The organism is Dictyobacter sp. Z7_2, assembly GCF_057551105.1.
This window is the reverse complement of sequence record NZ_BAAJPE010000001.1, coordinates 2,070,230-2,091,097: the sequence shown is the minus strand read 5'-3', so window position 1 is coordinate 2,091,097 and position 20,868 is coordinate 2,070,230. Positions and strand designations below refer to the sequence as shown.

Annotated in this window: 21 protein-coding genes; 12 read left to right on the top strand and 9 right to left on the bottom strand. The window is 49.4% G+C overall.

The window, feature by feature from the left end; genetic code table 11:
* Positions 1 to 21: 21 nt before the first annotated feature.
* On the bottom strand, positions 22 to 414 hold the full coding sequence (locus AC27N8_RS08310) for an ACT domain-containing protein (RefSeq protein ID WP_487065858.1): 393 nt from the start codon (positions 412 to 414) through the stop codon (positions 22 to 24).
* A gap of 163 nt (positions 415 to 577) precedes the next feature.
* Positions 578 to 1,570, bottom strand: a complete 993-nt coding sequence (locus tag AC27N8_RS08305; protein WP_487065856.1) for a helix-turn-helix transcriptional regulator — start codon at positions 1,568 to 1,570, stop codon at positions 578 to 580.
* Positions 1,571 to 2,172: 602 nt separating this feature from the next.
* Between AC27N8_RS08305 and AC27N8_RS08300 the strand changes: the two genes are divergently transcribed.
* From AC27N8_RS08300 to AC27N8_RS08285, 4 genes are all read left to right on the top strand, one after another.
* Complete coding sequence (locus AC27N8_RS08300) at positions 2,173 to 4,029, top strand: ABC transporter ATP-binding protein (RefSeq protein ID WP_487065854.1); 1,857 nt, start codon at positions 2,173 to 2,175, stop codon at positions 4,027 to 4,029.
* On the top strand, positions 4,026 to 5,885 hold the full coding sequence (locus tag AC27N8_RS08295) for an ABC transporter ATP-binding protein (protein WP_487065852.1): 1,860 nt from the start codon (positions 4,026 to 4,028) through the stop codon (positions 5,883 to 5,885). Before AC27N8_RS08300 ends, AC27N8_RS08295 begins: the two co-directional genes overlap by 4 nt.
* A 239-nt stretch (positions 5,886 to 6,124) precedes the next feature.
* Positions 6,125 to 7,465, top strand: coding sequence for an MFS transporter (locus tag AC27N8_RS08290; protein ID WP_487065850.1), 1,341 nt, complete (start codon positions 6,125 to 6,127; stop codon positions 7,463 to 7,465).
* A 123-nt stretch (positions 7,466 to 7,588) separates the two neighbouring features.
* A complete protein-coding gene (locus tag AC27N8_RS08285; RefSeq protein WP_487065848.1) occupies positions 7,589 to 8,053 on the top strand; it encodes an SRPBCC family protein in 465 nt (154 codons plus the stop codon).
* Positions 8,054 to 8,064: 11 nt separating this feature from the next.
* Here AC27N8_RS08285 and AC27N8_RS08280 read toward each other — a convergent pair whose 3' ends face one another.
* The 4 genes from AC27N8_RS08280 to AC27N8_RS08265 form a co-directional block, all read right to left on the bottom strand.
* On the bottom strand, positions 8,065 to 8,700 hold the full coding sequence (locus AC27N8_RS08280; protein WP_487065846.1) for a DUF4291 domain-containing protein: 636 nt from the start codon (positions 8,698 to 8,700) through the stop codon (positions 8,065 to 8,067).
* A gap of 97 nt (positions 8,701 to 8,797) precedes the next feature.
* Entirely contained in the window at positions 8,798 to 9,349 is a 552-nt protein-coding gene (locus AC27N8_RS08275) for an RNA 2'-phosphotransferase (RefSeq protein WP_487065844.1), read from the bottom strand.
* A 62-nt stretch (positions 9,350 to 9,411) separates the two neighbouring features.
* Positions 9,412 to 9,891: an NUDIX hydrolase gene (locus AC27N8_RS08270; protein ID WP_487065842.1), complete on the bottom strand. Its 480-nt coding sequence runs from the start codon at positions 9,889 to 9,891 to the stop codon at positions 9,412 to 9,414.
* 63 nt (positions 9,892 to 9,954) lie between these two features.
* A complete protein-coding gene (locus AC27N8_RS08265) occupies positions 9,955 to 10,710 on the bottom strand; it encodes an HAD family hydrolase (RefSeq protein WP_487065840.1) in 756 nt (251 codons plus the stop codon).
* Between the two features lie 249 nt (positions 10,711 to 10,959).
* On the opposite strand from AC27N8_RS08265, the gene AC27N8_RS08260 reads away from it, so the two are divergent.
* Positions 10,960 to 11,874 (top strand): PP2C family protein-serine/threonine phosphatase, encoded by a 915-nt coding sequence (locus AC27N8_RS08260; protein WP_487065838.1) that lies wholly within the window; start codon positions 10,960 to 10,962, stop codon positions 11,872 to 11,874.
* A gap of 164 nt (positions 11,875 to 12,038) precedes the next feature.
* A complete protein-coding gene (locus AC27N8_RS08255; RefSeq protein ID WP_487065836.1) occupies positions 12,039 to 13,085 on the top strand; it encodes a phosphotransferase enzyme family protein in 1,047 nt (348 codons plus the stop codon).
* A gap of 19 nt (positions 13,086 to 13,104) precedes the next feature.
* Here the strand turns inward: AC27N8_RS08255 and AC27N8_RS08250 are convergent, their stop codons facing one another.
* Positions 13,105 to 14,124 (bottom strand): GAF domain-containing protein, encoded by a 1,020-nt coding sequence (locus AC27N8_RS08250; RefSeq protein ID WP_487065834.1) that lies wholly within the window; start codon positions 14,122 to 14,124, stop codon positions 13,105 to 13,107.
* Positions 14,125 to 14,479: 355 nt separating this feature from the next.
* Between AC27N8_RS08250 and AC27N8_RS08245 the strand changes: the two genes are divergently transcribed.
* From AC27N8_RS08245 to AC27N8_RS08235, 3 genes are read left to right on the top strand one after another with little or no spacing between them, the layout of a single operon-like run.
* Complete coding sequence (locus tag AC27N8_RS08245; RefSeq protein ID WP_487065832.1) at positions 14,480 to 15,316, top strand: SDR family oxidoreductase; 837 nt, start codon at positions 14,480 to 14,482, stop codon at positions 15,314 to 15,316.
* Between the two features lie 47 nt (positions 15,317 to 15,363).
* Positions 15,364 to 15,741: a hypothetical protein gene (locus AC27N8_RS08240; RefSeq protein WP_487065830.1), complete on the top strand. Its 378-nt coding sequence runs from the start codon at positions 15,364 to 15,366 to the stop codon at positions 15,739 to 15,741.
* A complete protein-coding gene (locus AC27N8_RS08235) occupies positions 15,741 to 15,878 on the top strand; it encodes a hypothetical protein (RefSeq protein ID WP_487065828.1) in 138 nt (45 codons plus the stop codon). The genes AC27N8_RS08240 and AC27N8_RS08235 overlap by 1 nt, the downstream gene beginning before the upstream one ends.
* 66 nt (positions 15,879 to 15,944) lie before the next feature.
* Here AC27N8_RS08235 and AC27N8_RS08230 read toward each other — a convergent pair whose 3' ends face one another.
* Both AC27N8_RS08230 and AC27N8_RS08225 read right to left on the bottom strand, forming a co-directional pair.
* Positions 15,945 to 16,427 carry a GNAT family N-acetyltransferase gene (locus AC27N8_RS08230; RefSeq protein WP_487065826.1) on the bottom strand — a complete coding sequence of 161 codons (483 nt, stop codon included), beginning with the start codon at positions 16,425 to 16,427 and terminating at the stop codon, positions 15,945 to 15,947.
* Positions 16,428 to 16,701: 274 nt separating this feature from the next.
* Positions 16,702 to 17,526, bottom strand: coding sequence for a sugar phosphate isomerase/epimerase family protein (locus tag AC27N8_RS08225; protein ID WP_487065824.1), 825 nt, complete (start codon positions 17,524 to 17,526; stop codon positions 16,702 to 16,704).
* Between the two features lie 385 nt (positions 17,527 to 17,911).
* Here AC27N8_RS08225 and AC27N8_RS08220 point away from each other — a divergent pair, with 385 nt between their 5' ends.
* The 3 genes from AC27N8_RS08220 to AC27N8_RS08210 all read left to right on the top strand — a co-directional run bounded on the left by AC27N8_RS08220 (position 17,912) and on the right by AC27N8_RS08210 (position 20,812).
* Positions 17,912 to 18,718 carry a hypothetical protein gene (locus tag AC27N8_RS08220; RefSeq protein ID WP_487065822.1) on the top strand — a complete coding sequence of 269 codons (807 nt, stop codon included), beginning with the start codon at positions 17,912 to 17,914 and terminating at the stop codon, positions 18,716 to 18,718.
* Positions 18,719 to 18,856: 138 nt separating this feature from the next.
* Entirely contained in the window at positions 18,857 to 20,020 is a 1,164-nt protein-coding gene (locus tag AC27N8_RS08215; RefSeq protein ID WP_487065820.1) for an FIST signal transduction protein, read from the top strand.
* A gap of 207 nt (positions 20,021 to 20,227) precedes the next feature.
* Complete coding sequence (locus AC27N8_RS08210) at positions 20,228 to 20,812, top strand: NUDIX domain-containing protein (RefSeq protein WP_487065818.1); 585 nt, start codon at positions 20,228 to 20,230, stop codon at positions 20,810 to 20,812.
* The last annotated feature ends 56 nt before the right edge of the window (positions 20,813 to 20,868 follow it).

Sequence of the window (20,868 nt, the reverse complement as noted above, 5' to 3'; positions counted from 1 at the left end):
CGAGGGCACGACGCTACTATATCAGGCGCTACAGATGGTGTGACCCGCCTGCGTGAGAATTTGGATGGCTTGATTAAGATTTTTATCTTTGATCAGGATATGCGCCGTGTAGTATGTGCTGACTGTAAAGACACTTAGTGCGGCCTCTGAGAGAGGGGTGATGATTGCAGCCAGCACGCCAGTCGCATCGGGCTCGAAAGCGTCGCGGAGGCGGAAGCTACGCCAGCCTTTGGTGTAGATCACCTCCTCGGGAATAGTCTCCTGTGAGCAAATAATTGACAACTCTTCGTTCGTTTTGGTGATGGCTACAAAGTTTCCTGCCAGCATCGCTGCCGTGATGGAACTGTGCGGATCAAGGCGACAGATGGCGAGTATATCTGGTTGCAGGATGAGGCGTAAGCGTCTCTGTGTCATGATGAATGCCTCCCTGGGATTGCTATCGAATCTTTTCTTGTCACTCTCTTCTTAATGATAAGACATCAGCAGTGCCAGTTTTTTAAATTCTCTTTGTAAATCTGCCTGGAAGTAATCTGACATAGTCGTTGAGGATCGGCGTAGGTGTAGGTACTGCCGGAGATCAGTATTTTTCCGCGATCGCTCGGGCCGCTAAGCCGACTGCCTGACGTACCTGCGGTGGCTCCAATACGGTGGCATCGGCCCCTAATCCGAGTGCGTAGGCGATGGCATCGTCAAGCGATTCGCTGCTAACCTGCACGATGGCGCTTCCATTGTGGAGCTCTTGCAGGATTATTCCATCTCCATGCAGGAGTCTATAGCGTGCCGAGGCCGTCAGGTGGAGTTTGAGGGTAATGGGAGGATGTTGCCTGGCTAGCTGTTTGTTTACTTCGCTCCAATAGGTGTGCAGATTGAATTCTGGATGGGCGGTAATCGCTTCCTCACAGACATAGACCTGTTCAATATCATTGACGCGAAATGTGCGGAATAGCTGACAGCCACCGCAGAAGGCGACGAGATACCAGTGTCCGGTCCGCACATGACGCCCGCTTTGCGCTTTAAAGACCAATCCATGAGGTTCGATGTGTTGCCAGATAACTCCCGCACTTGCACACGTGTTGCATTGTGTATTAAGATAAAGGATATCCATTTGATATGCACCCAATAAGGCCGCCCGAATCGTCTCTAGATGAGTCGGAGGTGTGGATGTGTTGCACCATGCCGATGTATCAAAGAGAATGTGTTCTCGCGCAGCCCTGACGTCTATGCGATATTCCTCCGGCAGGACCGCTTCTAGTTTGACGAGCGCTCGATGTAGATCCGTATCGCCAGCGAACAGGTTATCATTCCCTGAGACATCAGCGCTTAAAATCAGCGAAATAGCCTCTTCACGCGTGAAGATAGCTGATTCAAGGTGATAGTTATCAGGTAAGTAATAGCCGCCGCCTGGACCATATTCCATGGATACCGGTATATGTGCTAATGAGAGCGTGATGATATCTCTGTAGATGGTACGGGTTGAAACTCCTAAAATGTTGGAGAGGCGCTTGGCCGTCATTTTCCCTCGGGCTTGCAGCAGTAGCGTAATCGCCATGAGGCGTTCGGTCTTTTGCATATCTTTAATTATGTGCTAGATATTCATAAAAAACAAGAGGTTTTTTCACTATCTGTGATTCGCTATCCTGTGGATTCAATAAAGGAAAAACCAAAAACACTGGTAACTTCTGTAACATCTATGACCATCCTACTTTTGCTGGTAAGAAGATAGATCGCGAATTTGGTACAAATTCCCAAAAAGAAGTGGAATGACTGACAGGCATATGTCAGCTATTTCCTTTTAAACTTGGAGGGATGATACTAACCTATCACATTCATCGACGCATGTGAAGATTATTCAGCCGTAACTGTGACCGCTTGCTCTCCTCTTGCTACTGTTTCAGTGTTTTATAAGCTGTGTTATGTGGGTGATGGGTTGTGCACATTTGAGTCGCACAGCCCACCACCCACACAACGTAGCATAGAGCACTGTGCTGCGAAAAAGGATCTGCCGCAGGAAGGTATGTTTATGCATGAGTAATCACTCCATATGTTTTGGTGAGGTGTGATGGCGTCATAGGTCATCTTTGTTTTATGGGCATAACCAGAAGTGCCCCGACACGCGCTGGGTAGGTGGTAGGTATCAGGTGCTAAAGCGTGTCAAGAAAGGAATAATCTGGAATGCAGCTAACACAAGCACGGATCAATCAACAGGCTTCATCTTCTCCTCGTAAGTCTCACTTTAAAGAAAATATGCGCATTTACGTGCGGCTTATTAAGCTTCTGCGCCCTCATTGGGTGCAGGCGGTTGGGACTATTGTGTGTCTTATTCTCGCGACCGGTTTCTCGTTGGTCGTTCCCTCGCTTTTGCAGTGGGTCGTCGATGTAGGTATTCGTTCAGGCCGTTTCCAGGATCTTTTATGGGCTGCATTGGCGATCCTGGTAACCAGCGCGTTACGTGGTCTGTTTGCGTATGGACAGGGCTACCTCTCACAGGGTCTCTCGTCGCTGGTCGCATATGATTTGCGTAATCAACTTTATGATCATTTGCAGCAGTTGAGCTTCTCCTTTCACGATGACTCGGAGACGGGTCAGTTGATGTCGCGTATGACTGCTGATATTGAGGCGGTACGCAATTTTTATCCCATGGGATTGACACGTGGTATTCTGGCTATTGTCACCTTTGTCCCGATTATCATTTTACTGTTTCAACTTGATATCTATCTCTCTCTAATTACATTCATTTCTATCCCGATTCTGTTGCTCCTTTCTGGCATCGCGCTGAGCCGTTTTCGTCCACTGATGCTGGCCTCGCAGAATGGTGTGGGAGAACTGAGTACGATCATGCAGGAAAGCCTGACTGGAGTGCGGGTCGTCAAGTCGTTCGCCCGTGAAGATTTTGAGATCGATAAATTCGGCCACAAGAATCTTGAACTGCGCGAACTGAATATGCGTGCGATGCGCCTTTCGGCCTGGAATCAGCCCTTGCTGGTCTTGTCACTGAACGTAATCACTGTGCTGGTCCTGTGGGTTGGTGGCATCGGTGTGATCGATCACAATTTGAGTCTGGGCACGTTAGTTGCAGTAACTAACTATATCTTGCTGCTTGGTACACCGGTACGTACGCTGGGATTTATGCTGAACTGGTGGGTGCGCGGCCTGTCTGGTGGCGTGCGTATCTTTAGCGTATTGGATACAAAATCCAATCTGACCGATGCACCTCATGCGAAAGCTCTGGGTAAGGTTGATGGACATGTCCAGTTTGAGCATGTCTCCTTTGCCTATAGCAATGGCATTGAGGTTCTGCACGATCTGACGATTGATGCGCCCGCCGGACAGACGATCGCGATCCTGGGTCCTACTGGGAGTGGTAAGAGCTCGCTGCTGCATCTGCTGCCACGCTTCTACGATGTAAAGAGCGGTCGGGTGCTGGTTGATGGTTATGATGTGCGTGATGTGACTCAGGCTTCGTTGCGCCGCAATATTGGTCTGGTGTTACAGGATGTTTTCCTCTTCAATGCGACTGTCCGCGAGAATATCGCCTACGGCGTGGCGCACGCAACTGATGAGGAGATCCTGGCGGCAGCGAAGGCTGCTCGTATCCATGATTTTATCCTGACGCTGCCTGATGGCTATGATACCTGGGTCGGTGAGCGTGGCGTGACGTTATCTGGTGGTCAGAAGCAACGTGTCGCGATCGCTCGCACGCTGCTGCTCGATCCGAGCATCCTGGTGCTTGACGACTCCACTTCGAGCGTCGATATGGAGACCGAGTATCTGATTCAGCAGGCTCTGGATGAGGTGATGCGTGGCCGGACCACTTTTGTCGTGGCTTCGCGCCTGCGTACGATCAAGAATGCCGATCAGATCGTCGTGTTGGAGCGTGGACGTATCGTTGAGCGCGGTACCCATGAGTCGTTGTTACGCAATAGTGGCCCTTATTCGCAACTCTATGATCTGCAACTCCGCGAGCAGGAAGAGTTTGAGAGCCAGATGCTTGAACCTTCTGTCGATACCCAATCGGAGGTGCTTCAGTGAGTAAAAAGATCACAGCGGCCGGGCGTGCCGCTTCCTACGCCAGTTATAAGCGTTCCCACACCTGGATTGAGAATAGTCTGGCTCATTCCGATGAGGAGGAAGGGCTCGATTTTGACTGGAAAATCGTCCAGATGTTTCTTCCCTATATCAAGCAATATAAGCGTCAGGCGATCCTGAGTATTGTACTTATGGTCGTCTACACGTTGCTGAATATCGCCAATCCTTTGATTATTGGATTGGCGATCGATAACTATATCACGCATGGGGATCTGCATGGGCTGGCGATTATCAGTGGCATCTTTCTACTGATGAACGTCGCGATGTGGTTAGCGCAATACTGGCAGGTCTGGACCATGTCGTGGGCCGGTCAGCAGGTCCTGTATCTCTTGAGCGCCGATATGTTCAAGCACTTACAGCGTCTCTCGCTAAGCTTCTACGATCACACGCAGATCGGGCGCGTGATGTCGCGTCTGCAAAGCGATATCGATGTGCTGGAAGGCATGCTCAGCTCGGGACTCCTCTCGATCCTGGGATCGGTAGTGGCCCTGGTTGGTATCGTCATCTTCATGCTGGTGATGAGTCCTTTGCTGGCCCTGTTGACCTTTATTGTCTTGCCTATAATGTTCTTCATCGCCGCATTCTGGCAGAAGCACGCGCAAAATTCGTTCCGACGCACGCGTGCGTCGATCTCGCTTGTCAACTCGACCTTGCAGGAGAATATCTCTGGTATGCGCGTCATTCAGAGTCTGGTGCGTGAGGATCGTAATCAGGATGAGTTTGACGCTTTAAATGCATATAACCGTGATACCAATCTGGACTCAAGTAAGATCGCGGCACTGATTCTGCCTCTGGTTGAAGTTGTGGCGGCGCTGGCGATCTGTCTGACAGTTGTCTATGGTGGTTATATGGTTTCGCGGGGAAGCTTGCTGATTGGGACTCTGGTGGCGTTTGTGCTCTATATCAACCGCTTCTTTGATCCGATTCGTGATCTGAGTCAGCAATACACGCAGTTACAACGTTCGGGAGTTGCGGCTGAGCGTATCAATCAGATCTTAAAGATCAAAGTTGATATCGAGGACAAGTCAGATGCTATCGAACTGCCTCCTATCGCAGGCAATGTGGATTTCCAGGATGTTGTCTTTGGCTATAATCCCACGCATCCGGTGCTGAAGGGGCTGAACTGGCATGTCGATGCCGGTCAGACGGTCGCTATCGTTGGACCAACGGGAGCTGGCAAGAGCACCATCATCAGCCTCCTGACGCGCTTCTACGATATTCAGAGTGGCTCAATTAAGATCGATGGCTACGATCTGCGCGATGTCACGCAGAAGTCGTTGCGTAGTCAGGTTGGAGTTGTGCCACAGGAGCCATTTCTCTTTACCGGCTCAATTGCGGATAATATCCACTATGGTCGTCTGGATGCTAGCAGAGAGGATGTCATAGAGGCCGCAAAAATCGTTGGTGCTCACGATCTGATCATCCAACTGCCCGAAGGATATGACACACTCATCCGTGAGCGCGGTCGTAACCTGAGCATGGGTCAACGCCAACTGATCTCCTTTGCGCGAGCTCTGCTAGATGATCCGCACATTTTGATCCTGGATGAAGCCACGGCAAACATTGATACCTTTACCGAGGCGATTGTTCAGCAAGGACTGAAGAAGCTCCTGCGCGGACGAACAGCCTTTGTGATTGCGCATCGACTGTCAACCATCAAGGACGCCGATAGTATCGTCGTATTGCAGGCTGGTCAGATCGTCGAGCAGGGCACGCACAGCGAACTGCTCCAACTGGAGGGCGAATATGCATCCCTCTATTCGATGGGCTTCCGCCACACACCATCGTTAGCCGTTTAAAGTTCGCCTGGTAAGAGAAAGGAAATAGACTCCAAAAGTTTTATGGGCGGTGAAGTAGTCGCTAACTGCTTCACCGCCCATAGCTTTAATCTAGCATTTTTGTTGTATAATGCTATGGCAGGTTCTACTGAAAGGATAAGACTTTGTAAAATTCCAGCTCTACATCTTTTATTTATCCCCCTCTTGTAACGCGAAGAAGTACCACGAAGAAGTGTTTTTGCACAGAGAGGAATCATTCCATGAATGTAATCAGTTTATTTGCCGCGCTCAATCGTCAGCAACGTAATACTTTTCTGGCCAGCTTTCTTGGTTGGACATTGGATGCCTTCGATTATTTTATGGTGACGTTGGTCACGTTACGCATTGCTGGCGACTTTCGTGTGGCACTCCCATCCATCGCCTTTGCGGTCACACTGACCTTGATGCTGCGTCCTGTGGGGGCGCTCATCTTCGGCATTCTGGCTGATCGCTTTGGTCGGCGTACCCCTTTGATGATCGATATCGTCTTCTATTCGGTGATAGAATTATTGACGGCCTTCTCCCCCAACTACATTGTCTTTCTGGTTCTCCGCGCTCTCTTTGGCGTGGCGATGGGAGGAGAGTGGGGATTGGGTTCATCCTTAGCCATGGAGACGCTGCCGACCGAATCGCGAGGTCTTTTCTCTGGCATTTTGCAACAGGGTTATGCCTTTGGTTACCTGATTGCTGCTGTCGTCTATTTTGTGATTTTTACCTTTTTCCCATCCTTTGGCTGGAGAGGTATGTTCATTATTGGTGTACTACCAGCGCTACTGGTCGTTTTTATACGTTTTAGTGTGCATGAGTCGCCAGTCTGGGAGCATCAACAGACCTTGCACAGAGAGAGAGGTACCAATGTCTGGCGTGGGATGGGGACCGCCATCAAAAGGCATTGGATTCTTTTTTTCTACCTGATCCTCTTGATGACAGGCTTTAATTCGCTCTCGCATGGGACTCAGGACAACTTGCCTGCCTTTTTGCAGGCGCAACTGAAACTTGATGTGAGCGCCACTTCGACCATTACCGTGATTGCGAACATCGGTGCGATTATTGGTGGTACTGTGTTTGGATACTACTCGCAATATTGGGGTAGGCGACGTGCGATCATAATTGCGTGTATCATAGGTATCATCATGATTCCGTTCTGGTCGGGATTGATTAGAATACCTGGAGTGTCTATACTTGCCTCCATCGCGATTGGAGCATTCCTGTTACAATTTATGGTCCAGGGTGCCTGGGGAGTTATCCCTGTGCATCTCAACGAGCTGTCACCGACCGATGTGCGAGGGACTTTTCCGGGTTTTGCCTATCAGCTAGGAAACCTGTTTGCGGCAAGCATTGTAGTGGTTGAAGCCCTGCTGGCGCAAAACATCGGAACAGTTAAAACGCCCAATTATGGGGTTGCCCTGGCGATCTTTTCTGCGGGTGCCTTCATCTTTGTGATCATCTTTGCTGCTATCGGCAAGGAGGCTCGAGGAATCGAGTTTACACAGGCTGATCGTGAGGAAGCTGCTGTTCCTGCTATTCCTGGTGAATCGGCTTCAGGAGAGGCTGTAAGTTAAAGAGCATATTTTTGTCCCAGGACAATCCTGCCCCGTTTTGTCATCGGAACCCTGCATCTCGAGGCGTTCCGATGGCAAAAAATGAACGACACCTAAATTGAGTGGTAAGGAGATTCACGCTGTATGTCGACCCACTATGAAACCGTCGCATTAATCGACGCTCCACCTGCTGAAGTCTATGCCGTGCTGGCAGATTATCGTTATGGGCACCTTCAGATTGTGCCGCCGACCTATCTCAGGCATCTGGAGGTCGAAGCCGGTGGACAGGGTGAAGGGACAATCATTCGTTATCGCAAGCGACTTTTCGGCATGGAGCGTCCTGGCAGAGCGACCGTCCACGAGCCGGAGCCTGGCAGGCTTCTGACCGAGCGGGAGACCACGTCCTCGCTGGTTATGACATTTGCCGTCACGCCGGTCAACAATGGTCAGCAGGCCCATGTTCAGCTTGCGGCGCGCTGGGAGCCTGCCTCCACTCTTTCAGGCAAGCTAGAGCAGTTGTTTTATCCCTATGCCATGAAGCGCCTGTTCGTTCAGGAACTGGATCTGCTGGCAAAATTTGTCGGCCAGCAGAGACGCAGCAAAAAGTAATCGCCTGTGTATTATCGATCCTGCTTGCTAATACCGATATGTTTATAGTGCGTTGGATACTCTTTCTCATGTGGAGTAATCAGGTGGAGGAAATCTGCTGCTAAAGCATGGACACGCTGCTGCTGGACAAAATCAGAGATATCCTCGATAGACATAATCCAATCATGAGCATAGCGCTTCAGAATAGAGCCCCGCAATCCAAGCTGGATAGCTCTGCGCTCAAGCCTGGCTCCGGAGGGATCATGATCGGGGTCCCACTGCATACGTACCTCGGACGTTTCTAAGGCCCGTTTCCAGGCATCTGTCGTTGCATAGAGCTCTGCTGTATAAGTAGATGGAACCGCTTCTGCCAGTATATCGTCAAAGGCCGAGCGCTTCAAACGAATCGCCAGTGTAACCTCCTGCTTATCTTTTGTACCCCATCCATTACGAAACATCATCCACAAGAAACCCGGCTTCACCCAACTCATACGAGAAAATGAGAAATCACCACCAAAGTAGCCGTTTCTGGCCGCGAAGTGACCAATAGAGGGCTGGTAAGCCTGATAAACAATCACAGATTCGTCGTCGTACTGCGCAAGGATATGACGACCGGATTGTGGCCAGCCCTTACATTGTTCCTGATATACATTAACCTCTAATTTCATATATCCTCATCTGCGATTTTTGTACCGGACCTTCATAAATGATTATGGAGGAAAAGGGCTCCTCTCTCCGATGAGAGAAATTTATCGCCCAGTTTTTTCAATTTTCAGGGAACTCGATGAAATCAGGTGGTACATGGTCAGTAAGCCAGACCATATCGTTGCCATAATAAAACTCGATCTGTTGCTGCTGTGCCTGAAGCGCCCGGATGCGCAGGATGACCGGGCGTGGTGTGCGGCGCAGAGCGACGGAACGTGCGGTCTCTTCTTCGGCGGAGAGGTGGACGTATTGACGCTTCATCGGCTTGAGTCCCTCCACTCTGATGGAGCGGGCGGCTTTTGGAGTTGTGCCGTGGAAAAGCATCGCTGGAGGGATTGCCAGCTCGCGTGTGATTTTCTGGGGGATGGAGTGTCCATAGTAGGCGCGAATCATGTCGTGCTGGATCTCGAAGCGCTGCTTGCTCGATTGGGCAATGATAGCGTTGAGGTCGTCAATGCTGACATGCTGCCAGCTACTGTGCTCACGGAGAGCTTCCAGGAGATCCTGTACAGCCACCCAGCCTTCGTCGTCGAGCGTGAGAGCAAATTGCTCAGGATGATGGCGTAAGGCATAAGCAATGGTACGACTTATCTTTACAAGTCGTTCTTCCATCTCGAAAAGCTCCTTCAAACAATATGTATAAGAACATCAGGCCTTGCTCAATAAAGACGTGCTTAGCGTGTATAATTCCAACTCTGCATCTCGCCTTTGTGGAAGGGCATGATGCCATGGAAGGGTTGTGGATTATCGTCAAAGACCATCGGTAAGAATTTATGGTCGCTGGGCCAGAGCGGGAGAGTTGGTAGAGCCTCTTTTGAGACCCACTCCAGAGTGCCTTCTTCGTTGCCAGCGTGTGGCTCTCCATGCCATTGATCGATGACGAAGACGAAGCCATACCAGTTCTCGCCATTTTTGCCAAATTCCGGCCAGGAGATCGTACCGCGTAGTACGGCATGGTCCACGATGATCCCTGACTCCTCCTGGATCTCGCGTTTGATGCACGCCACGATATCCTCATCGGGCTGTAGTTTTCCGCCGAGGCCATTATATTTTCCATAGTGGATATCATCGGGACGCTTATTGCGATGAATCATCAGGATATGTGTGCCGTCGGCTGATAAGATATAGCCAAGTGTTGCAACGATAGATAGCATTGGCTTCGATAACTCTCTTTCTTATAGTAATTAGTACGCTCATCTGCGCATGGATGATGGCTGTCAATGTGTTGTGAGCGTGGAGGGACGAGCCTGGGAGACGTTAAACAGTGTCAGAAGATCGGCAAAGGAATGGACCGTGCCATCTGCAACCTCGGGTGTGATGTCTTCCGGCCATGTGCGCGTCTCGTGTTGTATCCACACGGTTTTCATGCCCACCTGATGTGCTCCCCAGACATCAAAGTGAGGATTGTCTCCCACAAAGAGGATCTGTGCTGGCTCTGTGTTCAGGCAGCGAGCGGCTGCGAGGAATATCGATGGATCTGGCTTGGCGACACCAAATTCCTGCGAGATAAAAATACATGAGGCGTATGGAGCTATCTCCAGTTTGGCGATTTTACGTTTCTGTTGCTGTGTCTCGCCATTTGTGACGATGCCAACGGGTATATGTCGTTCGTAGAGAGTGTGCAGGAGTAACTTTGTCTCATTTTCGAGTACGACGTGATCAATGACGTTTTTCTGATAGCCCTCGATGAGCTCTGCCGTTGAACCCTGTACCTGTGGATAGCGTTGTTGTAAGCGCTGAAAATATTCATCACGTGGCATATAGCCATGTTGGTCTATTTCAATCAGATAGCGACTCATCTCGGCCAGCTCGGTGTTCTGCTCGGGAGCATAATACGCTTGAGCAAAAGCTTGAGCCCAACCTTGAAAGGCAAGATGTCTATGATGTAAGGTGTCGTCTAGATCGAAGAGGACGGCCTGAGTATGAAAGGGAAGGTGAGTTTGCTGGGTTAGCTGCTGTTTCGGATCTGACACGTTTTGGTTCTCCGCTGAATTGGTTTATTTTTTCGCATTTTTTTATGAATGATCTTATTTTCTCGTCTATATCATAATAGCACACTATTCACCTCCCTTGAGCCCGTGTTCAGCCTATCCCCTTACCCGACAACACCTACGGAAAAAAGCTCCCTGTTGTGCTAAAATAGTCCAATATACTATTGGCAACGACCCACATCAAATTTTTATCTTTTTATGTAATTTTGGCTGGAGAAAGAGGACCTCTCTATGACTATAACTATGAAAAATTCTTCTCAGGCGGCGGCAATGACTACTTCTCTGACATTTGTATACTCCAGTGTGCCTCATGAAGGACATCCGTATTACAATGATGATACTGTCCTGCTTGATAGACGTCGTGGATTGGCTGCGGTCTTTGATGGCGTCGGTTCTGGTCCTGGTCAACTCGCCTCTCGCACGGCTGCTCGTGTGATACGACGTATCTGGAAACGTGTGCACGCGCAACCTGAACTGCTAGCTCTCCCTACGAGCCTTGATCTGGAGTCGCTACTGCCGCAGATGCTTACTGAGGCTCATCAACAGATTCTCATTGAGGGAGAGCGTCGAACCAGGGGCCTGCCAGGTATTATACGCTATCCTGCCACGACAGCGGCGCTGGCGCTCTTCTGTCAGCTGGAGGACGATCATGGATACCGCATGTATTACGAGCATGTCGGCGATAGTCGTATCTATCTCTGGCGTCCCGGTGAGCCGCTACGACGATTGACGGATGACGATGGATTTCTTTCTCTGCGCGTACTCGATGGCTCGGTGACGCCCGAGGATGCTTTACGCATCGATCAGGCCGAGTTAGATGAAGAGCTCAACGACGTCGAGCGTGGCTACTTTGATAATCGCAATGGGATTACACAGGCGCTCGGTCATGATAAACCTCTCGAAATTCATCTGGGCCAGATTGACATTCTGCCGGGCGATCGTGTCCTCATCTGCTCCGATGGCATCCACGATAATTTGACAGATAAAATTTTAGCTCACCTGTTGGAAACCTCATCGCGTACTGGTGCGGCTAAAAAGATCACACGGCAAGCCATTGAGCAATCGCACCAGGTCTCTCCCCAGCAGATTCGCTCTAAAAGCGATGACATGAGTGCCATTGTGATCACATGTAATACTTCCCGTTAACAATTGCGTGTTATACTTACATATGTTTCCAGTCATTGGTCCTTTTCTGGCTAATTTATTGACTGGCTGGTTATATATATTTCTTATTAATGTTTTATGACATGCATATGTGTATCTATGGCGCGTCTGGTGGGTGTGGATGCATTTGAAGGTTGGAGATTACTTTGGAAAATTCGAGCTACAATAGTCAGATTCGGCAGTTGCGCATTTTGGCGGAGGCTGCGCTGACACGATACGATATTGGGAATGCTCGCCTCTCTTTGTTGTCGCATCGCAAAGATACGGTCTTTCGTGTGAACAGCTACGCTCGTTCTGTCTGGTCAGGCTCAGATGCTGAAAAAGCAGAAGAGGGCCGCTTCGTGTTGCATCTGTGTGATCCTGAAGGTCTCGATGTGCCGATGTTGCTTTCCGAACTGCAATGGCTTGCGGCTTTACGACGTGATACCGATCTACTTGTACCTGAGCCTGTCCTGACACGTGATGGTGAGGCGATCGCTGTTGTACAGGTTGAGGATATCAAAGAGGAACGTTTCTGTGTTTTGTTGCGCTGGGTTCCCGGACGCAGTGTCGACTCAGGTCTGTCTCCAACCTTATTTGAGCGTGTTGGCCTCTTCATGGCTCGCCTGCACCAGCACGCCAGATACTTTGTGCCTCCCAGTGGCTTCATCCGACCGTCCTGGCATTGGGAGACGGTCATTGGCGACGGAACGATCCTTGATCCCGATTTCGCGACCACTCATTGCGATGATTTAATCACTGGATATGAGTATCGGCTTTTGTCTGAGGTCGCAGTGCGCGTACGCGATGAGTTGGAGCAGCTGCCACAGACTGCTGATCATTATGGTCTGATTCATGGGAACTTTCAGCAGCCCAACTATCTCTTTTATCGCGGCGACATCAGTGCTATCGACTTTCAGCACTGTGGATGGAATTATTATCTTTTTGATATCGCCGTTACTTTTGGTGGCATTGCCGATCGTCCTGATAAAGATGTCTTGCATCAGGCGTTCTTTCGTGGCTATAAGCGTGTGAGAGCGCTTCCGGCACGCTATGAAGAACTGGTTACTGTCTTCACAGCCTTGCGGCTGATTGAGCATCTTAACATGTTATTCCGCTCGCACGATAGCGCTGTACGTGCTCTTATTCCCACGGACTTTCCTCTGGCTTTAGCCCAACTCCAGCAATACTTTAGTACTCATGCTCATCAATGATAACATAACGCATGTCGATCTACTCATGTAAGGGTTGTGAGCCGGGTGAATCATCCTCTACCTCGCTAAACGTGCCGGCAAATAGCAGTAACTCTTCTTCCAGTTCTTGATAAATCTGTCGTGTCGCATCAGGCAGTGTCAGATAGCGCCGCTCGTGGGTGGCCCTGATGATTAATTCATGGATGCGCTGATTGAATTGAGCCGTAAGCGTTTTTTGTTGCGTGGGTGATGGCATCATTCCCAGGGTGATCTGTTCAAAAGCATGAAAATCTGTCTCCTCAAAGGCAAGCAAGAAGAGGTCGGTATAGTGTTGGATAAGCTCTCTATGGATAGCCGTAAAGTGACCCGGCTGTGTACTTATGATCGTTAAGCTGCCAGCAATTTGATCCGCACGGATAAGTGGATACGTGATCATGCTTTTCTCATGTTCATCCTGTATCGGTTGCCAATGTGTATGGCTTTTATAGACATCAATAGCCAGAGGACGATGCATCTGGACGGCATAACCAACCTGTGATTCTAATCCAAAAAAACGTATTGTGGGGATGCTATGCTGCCAGGGAGGCGTTCCTTGCCCATCGAGTAGGTGTAGACTGCGCACTTTCTGCTCTTCGGATACGGTGCATTGGTTGGCAATGATGAGCATACCTTGATGTTGCGTATCCAGATGCATCAACATCTGCTTGAGTACTAATGCTCTGATGGTTGCACTACGCGAGATCGAGGGCTGTTGATTATGGGCCTCAAGCACTTGTGCATAAAAATCACTGGGAATCTCAGGTGATAGTTCTTCTATCACTGCAATATCGAAATTAAGCTCGGGGAACTCTTCTATAATTAAGGAAACAAGTTGTTCTCGCCTGTCTGGAAGCGCTTCGAGAAGTGCGTAAAGATATTTCTGTCGTGGCTGTATATTACTCGTTGCCCAACGAGTCAGGGTAATAGGATTGATTTCTAGTATATGCGCAATGCGCTGTCGCTCGGCATCATCTGCAATCAGTGTCTCTAATAGTGTACGCCATCCTGGCACATTATCCATATTACTCAATAACTACTTGTCTAACTAGAACTCGTAGGTTCGTAATGACTTGATAGTTATCTTACGCCATAAAAGCAAGATACGTCAATAAGAAAATGTATAATCTATAATTACACTTTATTGCCAACCGTGAAATGGATATACATACCTCTCCGTTTTCTATTTCACATCTTTATTTCAATTATTAGATGTTTCTACGATAAATAACCGAATAGCAAATATCCACTAATCAACTTTAATTCAAATACCACACACAAATGGAGTTTATGTTTGAAGGCCATGTGCAATATGCTACAATAAATTTTATCGAGCTAGTTTTCTCGTTGCGTTGATTGTTAATGATGAAAGAAAAATTATGAGTAATCAGGTTCAACTTCAGTCGCTCTTTGACGTCAAGGGGCAGACTGCTGTCGTGACTGGCGGTAGCGGTGGATTGGGGAGTGCGATGGCGTTTGCATTGGCGCAAGCGGGCATGAAAGTAGCAATTGTGAGCCGTCGCGAGGAATCTGTCCAGCGTGTGGCGCAGGAGGTCCGCGAGCAAGGAGGAGAGGCGCAGGGCTTCTCTTGTGATGTCGTGGACCGTGCTGCTCTTGAGCAAACGCTCGAACAGATTACCGCGCGCTTCGGTCCGGTTGATCTTCTGGTCAACGGAGCCGGTGGCAATCAGCCAGGAGCGACAACATCGCCGGAGCGCTCTTTTTTTGATCTGGATAACCAGGCCATTGATCAGGTCTTCGAGCTTAATTTGTCGGGCACTTTGAAATGCTGCCAGGTTTTTGGACGCGGGATGGCTGAACGTAAGCGTGGATGTATTGTCAATATTGCTTCGATGAATTCTTTGCGACCACTGACGCGTATCCCGGCGTATAGCGCTGCCAAAGCGGCTGTCACTAACTTCACGCAATGGTTGGCTGTGCACATGGCTCAAGAATACAGCCCGGCAATTCGCGTCAACGCGATCGCGCCTGGATTTTTTATCACCGATCAAAATCGTTTTCTGCTCACGCAAAAAGATACCGGCGAGTACAGTGAGCGTGGCCGGTCGATCATCGCGCATACCCCGATGGCTCGTATGGGTGAAGCTGAAGATCTGGTCGGAACATTATTATGGCTGGCAAGTCCGGCGGCACAATTTGTGACCGGTATTGTCGTGCCTGTCGATGGCGGCTTCTCCGCTTTTAGCGGCGTCTGAAGTAGCGTCCGACTCATGATCGTGGGGTGTGCTAAGAGTTCACTGCTGTGAAAAGAGCTAAGCCCATCTCGCCCACGGCGGAGCCGCGCCGCTATTACATTATCAAAGGTCATAGCTTCTCTGTCGCATGGGAGACGTCTATCCAAAATGTGTCAGAAAGGCGATGGGATGAGACGTTTACCGACGTAGCGGCGCGGCTCCGCCGTGCTGTCTGTGACTCGCACGACCACGCTCCTCATGAGGTTCCATTGCGCGATCTTCCCACCGTGGAGCGTCTTGTTGGCGTTGCTTCCATCGGCACGTGGGACGGTGTCGTGCGTCCAGTGACAGCACGGCGGAGCCGCGCCGCTACGTCGGTGGGCGTCTCACCCCACGACTTCACGGATCTGTTTTGGGAACATATCTCCTCTGAGACAAAGGAGTGATGATCTTTGGCAGAGTAGTAGCGGCGCGGCTCCGCCGTGCTGTCTGTGACTCGCACGACCACGCTCCTCATGAGGTTCCATTGCGTGATCTTCCTGCCGCGGATTGTTTCGTCGGCGTTGCTTCCATAGGCACATAGGACGTTTTCGTGCGTCCAGTGACAGCACGGCGGAGCCGCGCCGCTACGTTTGCTGGCTTGATCTCTTTAGGGACCCAGGAGCTTTTTAAAGAGGACGCGTGCACCGCCTTGTCCATCGTAGTCCGGGGTGATCGCGATCCCATCGGCCAGCGCTTCCCCGGGTTCAATCGTAAAATTCAATTTTTGATGGAAAATGATCGAGCCTTTATTCTGTGGAGATGTCACGCTATAAACTTCTGTACATCCCCACTCGCGCATCAAGGCAAAGAAACGTAGATACAGAAGTCGTCCTATACCGCGTGTGCGGTAATGTGGGTCGACCCCTACAAAATGGATGTACGCGTGACGTGGATATGTTTGCGAGCGAAAACCAATCAGAAAGCCGACACGTTTGCCTTGATCTTCGACGATAAAGCTACTATTCTGGAAATGGATAAAAAAGAGTTTGGGTAACATACTGGCCACGGGACGATTACCCCACCATTCATCAACAACTTGAATGATCGATGCGTAATCACCTACAGCTATCTGGCGAATGACATAACTCATTATACTGCTGCTGCTCCTTGCTGCTATCTACGACAGCCAGTATACATCATTTAAATAAAAGTATTGCCAGGGTCTCCAAAATATTCTATAAACGCTGCTCTGCTTTTGCCGGATTTTACGTTGGATGTATGCTGAAAGTATGAAGGCACCTCCCTATTTCTGGATGTCCGCCTATATCTCTTTAGGTGTCCACCCAGAAACAGGGAGGTGCCGAGCGAGCAAGGGCTTTGGGATATCGAGCAATATTGCAATGTGGTTGCTTGCTTCATACACTTTATGACAACTGTTTTTCTACTTCATACAACCATGCGATATGTTGCGGCAATGCGATTTCTGGGTCTTCTATTTCTGGATGCCAATGTTTTTCCCATTCAACAGAGATATAGCCACTATAGTTATGAGCGTGCAGGGTCTGTAACTGTTCTCGCACAGGAACCTCTCCCTCGCCCATGAGCACGAGTTGCCAGCCAGATGCTTGGGTGCTGTCGCGTCGGGCATCTTTGACATGTACATGCCTGACATATGTACCTATCTGTTGCCATACTTCCTCAGCTGTCTCTCCCATACGATAGGGATGATGGCTATCCCAGAGCGCCGTTATGGCTGGAGAGTCGATGGCTTTCAGCACTGTGCCCACACGATACGCTGAGGCGAAGCCATCATGTGTCTCCAGAGTAATCAGCACGCCGGCTTGTTCTGCCTGAGAAGCAATCTGGCGTAGTGCAGCTATTATCCATGTATTTTGCAGCTTGCTATCCTCGCCGCTGCCAGCGCCGCCAAAGATACGCAGTATCGGTACCTGTAGCTCCTGTGCCAGAAGAATCCAGGCACGCAGATCCTCAACATTTTTAGCGCGTGCCGCTGGATCGCTGAGATTAAATAAACAGGATGTATCGAATGCACACATTTCGATGCCTCGTGAGCGAAAGAGCGTGGCGGCCTGCCTCACCTTCGCGGCGTCCTCCACTGGATCGATCACCTTACCATCCAGCAAGCGCAACTCCACGCCACTATAGCCCATGCGTACCGCATTCTCCGCAATCTGCTCCACTGTCCATTGGGGACAACCGAGGGTACTAAAGGCAAATTTCATTTTCATCTCTCTCTATCCGTCAAGTGACAGATCTCCGTTGCTTTTGGCGCTCAATGGCAGAGAGCATCCGCAGATCTGCTATGTTGCTCTACGATGATGTTTGAAGGTTGTTCGTCGTATCTACCTGTAATTTATTATGGCACCGATCCTCAAAAAAGACCAGAAATCCTTTTCTTTTTGGCGATGAGGGGGGCCGTTCCCTATTTTTGTTATCTCCGTGCGCTTATTTTCGCGTTTCGGTGTAGTATATTGTAAGCAGTATAAAATAGAACCTTTGCTATGACGAAGAGAACTTATCGCTCTTGCGTGACGGTATCGTGACGGTATATGGTATATTTTATGCGATGAATGTAGATATAGGATACATGTTTATGATATGAAAAGGAATCATATGGAGAATGAGCTTGATGCATCTCTTTTTCATAAGATAGCTATTCAAAAAGATCTTTATAAGCGCGTGCTGGAGATGCTTGCGACCGTTGATGATGATACACGTCAATGGCGCATCATCCAGGCAGTCTTTGAATATATGGTCTTCCGCTTTGATTCTGAGAAAAAAGGTCTTGTGATTCGCTATGCAAAAGTTGGATATGATCATGAGGATGGCATTCATAGCCTCTATGAGACATCGATGTATGGAACTCCTCCCTGGCCGTTAACCTCTCAGAATTTAGTCTATTGGGGCCGGAGTCATCTGGCTGGCTGGGCGGCCGCACTTCAGCGCATGCAGCGCTGGGATGTTACTGATAGTAGCCAGCAGCGACCTGTGGATGTTGATGAACACGAGCAAAGTGCCTGTGCCTATCCTTTGCTACAAGGGGACAACCTGGCTGGAGTATTTGTGGTTTCCAGCGTGCAACCGGGGTTTTTTAGTCATCCTGCAATCTGGGAAGCTGTCCATGAATGTGGCATGTTGTTAACGCTGGCCTTTGAGGCGCAAGATTTTTATCCCTGTGCGCGGCTGAACTTAGTGCTGATGCCTGATCTGGCCTGGCAACGCGCTGAGATGCAGCGGATCTATGTTGAGCGCATGCTGGCTTGCGCGAGCCAGACTGGCTTGCCTCGTCGACATGCAGAGGCAATTGTGCGGCGAGAAATAGAGTTGGAATTTGAGGAATACATGAAAGCACAAATTCGCTTTACAAATCCTACCATATCAGATCGCAGATACCAGGATATCATTAAAAAGCAACCCTGAACCGTCTCTGCTGTACTCATAGCCTTGAATAGCATGCTGTGTTGTCATCGCTTCCAGAAAAAAATTTTTGAGGTAGAGGAAAAATTGATACTGGCTGTAATGTCTGGTTCGACTTTTAATTAGGATGGAGGGTATTTCATGACAAAATCTGCGACAGTATATACAAATTTTTCTACCAGTTTAGAGGCAGGAAAAGATCTTGGTTTGCAAATCACCTACATGCTTTCAGTTGCGCCTGATGTGGTGATTCTTTTTGCCGCGCCTCAGTATGAGCATAGTGCTCTCTTACAAGCGCTCCAGCGTACCTGTAATCCCCACATATTAATTGGATGTTCATCGGCAGGCGAATTTACTTCAGCTATTTATGGAGAAGGATTAGCCTGTGCTGTCGCAATCAACTCAACCGACATACAATTTACTGCCACGATTGGACGGCATCTACATACGGATACGCAGCAAGCCGCTCAAGACATTGTTGCGGATCTCCGAGGCGATCAACTCAAAGAGTATCCCTATCGCTCGGCCTTAATCCTGGCTGATGCGTTGGCCGGGCACACGGATGAGCTGATCGAGAAGTTGACATGGCTCACCGCCGGTTCCTCCCAGTTTTTTGGGGGTGGTGCCGGTGACAACGGGCAATTTGCCTATACTCCAGTTTTTTATGGCACTGAGGTGGTAACTGACGCTGCCGTCGTGTTAGAGATCTGTTCCAGGCGACCAGCAGGCCTTGGTTCCAGTCACGGATGGAAACCGATCAGCGATCCCATCGATGTGACATCGTCTGAGGGAATGCTTGTGACGGGTCTTAATCGCAAGTCGCCCTTAGACGTCTTTCAAGCGCATGCTCGGGCAACGGGACAAAATCTAGACGTCACTGATCCATTGCCCTTTTTTCTCCATAACCTGATTGGTATCAACATGGGCATGGGATATAAACTGCGTGTGCCCCTGGCCCTGACTCCTGATGGATCTATCCTTTGTGGCTCTGAAGTCCCTGCTGGAACACAGATCTGTATTATGGGATCAACAGTTCAATCGGCCACAGAGGCGGCCGAGATCGCCGCCAGGAGCGCCGTCCGCAGGCTTTTAGGAGAGAAAGCCGCCGTGGCGCTTTTCTTTGATTGTGTGGCGACACGCATGAAAATGGGGAAGGAATTTGGTTTTGAGCTAGCAAAGGTGCAAGAGGTCATCTCTCCCATCAGATACGTTGGGTGTAACACGCATGGACAGATTGTACGCGCCGATGGACAATTCAGCGGCTTCCATAATTGTACCGCCGTAGTGTTTCTGCTTCCCGAATAGCATCCGATGCTAAGCACACAATACAGTGAAGATAGGAATAAAAAAACGTTCGCCCACGGCGTCAACGCCAGCCGACGCTGCGTCGGCTGGCTTGATCTTTTGGCTGGATAGATGCGATGGTAAGCGTATATGCTATAATTTTGATAATCTGAACACAAAAAGTTAAAGCAAAAGTGAACACGACTGTGGTGGAGGATATAAATAATCATGGATAAAAAAGTCGATATTATTGATAAGCGTCTGGTATTTGATGATTTTTTTAAGATCGAGGAGATCCATCTCCGTTTTCGACGTTTTGATGGTCAACTCAGCGATCCTGTACGCCGCTTGATTTTTGAGCGTGGCGATGCGGTCGCGGCTCTGGTTGTCAATCTTGATACACAAAAAGTGCTGCTCATCAATCAATTTCGTTATCCCACGCTTGAAAAGGGTCCAGGATGGCTGCATGAAGTGGTGGCGGGAATGATCGATGGCCATGAGCAACCCGAGGAGGCTATGAAGCGGGAGATTCATGAGGAGATTGGCTATCAGGTTAGTGATCTCACGCCTATCGCCACCTTTTATGTATCGCCTGGAGGAACGTCGGAACGCATCTATCTGTATTATGCCGAAGTGCGCGACGCGGACCGCGTTTCAGCAGGCGGCGGTCTGGTCTCTGAGCATGAAGACATTGAACTGGTAGCGCTCTCGTTTGACGAATTATGGGATGTTCTCAAGCGTGGCGAGATTCGTGACGCGAAGACGCTCATCGCAGTACAATGGTTGCAGATGCATCAAAACAACAAGGTCTAATTCTCCATTTCAAATCTCGTGACGACACAATTTTGTGCTTGAGCGCGTTCTAGCCC

What these genes read in the sequence shown, in the direction of transcription:
- AC27N8_RS08215 (WP_487065820.1), top strand. Translation starts at nt 18,857, where the DNA reads ATGACAAAATCTGCGACAGTATATACAAATTTTTCTACCAGTTTAGAG.
- AC27N8_RS08230 (WP_487065826.1), bottom strand. Translation starts at nt 16,427, where the DNA reads ATGAGTTATGTCATTCGCCAGATAGCTGTAGGTGATTACGCATCGATC.
- AC27N8_RS08235 (WP_487065828.1), top strand. Translation starts at nt 15,741, where the DNA reads ATGATCTTTGGCAGAGTAGTAGCGGCGCGGCTCCGCCGTGCTGTCTGT.
- AC27N8_RS08310 (WP_487065858.1), bottom strand. Translation starts at nt 414, where the DNA reads ATGACACAGAGACGCTTACGCCTCATCCTGCAACCAGATATACTCGCC.
- AC27N8_RS08250 (WP_487065834.1), bottom strand. Translation starts at nt 14,124, where the DNA reads ATGGATAATGTGCCAGGATGGCGTACACTATTAGAGACACTGATTGCA.
- AC27N8_RS08305 (WP_487065856.1), bottom strand. Translation starts at nt 1,570, where the DNA reads ATGCAAAAGACCGAACGCCTCATGGCGATTACGCTACTGCTGCAAGCC.
- AC27N8_RS08225 (WP_487065824.1), bottom strand. Translation starts at nt 17,526, where the DNA reads ATGAAAATGAAATTTGCCTTTAGTACCCTCGGTTGTCCCCAATGGACA.
- AC27N8_RS08270 (WP_487065842.1), bottom strand. Translation starts at nt 9,891, where the DNA reads ATGCTATCTATCGTTGCAACACTTGGCTATATCTTATCAGCCGACGGC.
- AC27N8_RS08245 (WP_487065832.1), top strand. Translation starts at nt 14,480, where the DNA reads ATGAGTAATCAGGTTCAACTTCAGTCGCTCTTTGACGTCAAGGGGCAG.
- AC27N8_RS08300 (WP_487065854.1), top strand. Translation starts at nt 2,173, where the DNA reads ATGCAGCTAACACAAGCACGGATCAATCAACAGGCTTCATCTTCTCCT.
- AC27N8_RS08290 (WP_487065850.1), top strand. Translation starts at nt 6,125, where the DNA reads ATGAATGTAATCAGTTTATTTGCCGCGCTCAATCGTCAGCAACGTAAT.
- AC27N8_RS08280 (WP_487065846.1), bottom strand. Translation starts at nt 8,700, where the DNA reads ATGAAATTAGAGGTTAATGTATATCAGGAACAATGTAAGGGCTGGCCA.
- AC27N8_RS08210 (WP_487065818.1), top strand. Translation starts at nt 20,228, where the DNA reads ATGGATAAAAAAGTCGATATTATTGATAAGCGTCTGGTATTTGATGAT.
- AC27N8_RS08275 (WP_487065844.1), bottom strand. Translation starts at nt 9,349, where the DNA reads ATGGAAGAACGACTTGTAAAGATAAGTCGTACCATTGCTTATGCCTTA.
- AC27N8_RS08285 (WP_487065848.1), top strand. Translation starts at nt 7,589, where the DNA reads ATGTCGACCCACTATGAAACCGTCGCATTAATCGACGCTCCACCTGCT.
- AC27N8_RS08260 (WP_487065838.1), top strand. Translation starts at nt 10,960, where the DNA reads ATGACTATAACTATGAAAAATTCTTCTCAGGCGGCGGCAATGACTACT.
- AC27N8_RS08220 (WP_487065822.1), top strand. Translation starts at nt 17,912, where the DNA reads ATGGAGAATGAGCTTGATGCATCTCTTTTTCATAAGATAGCTATTCAA.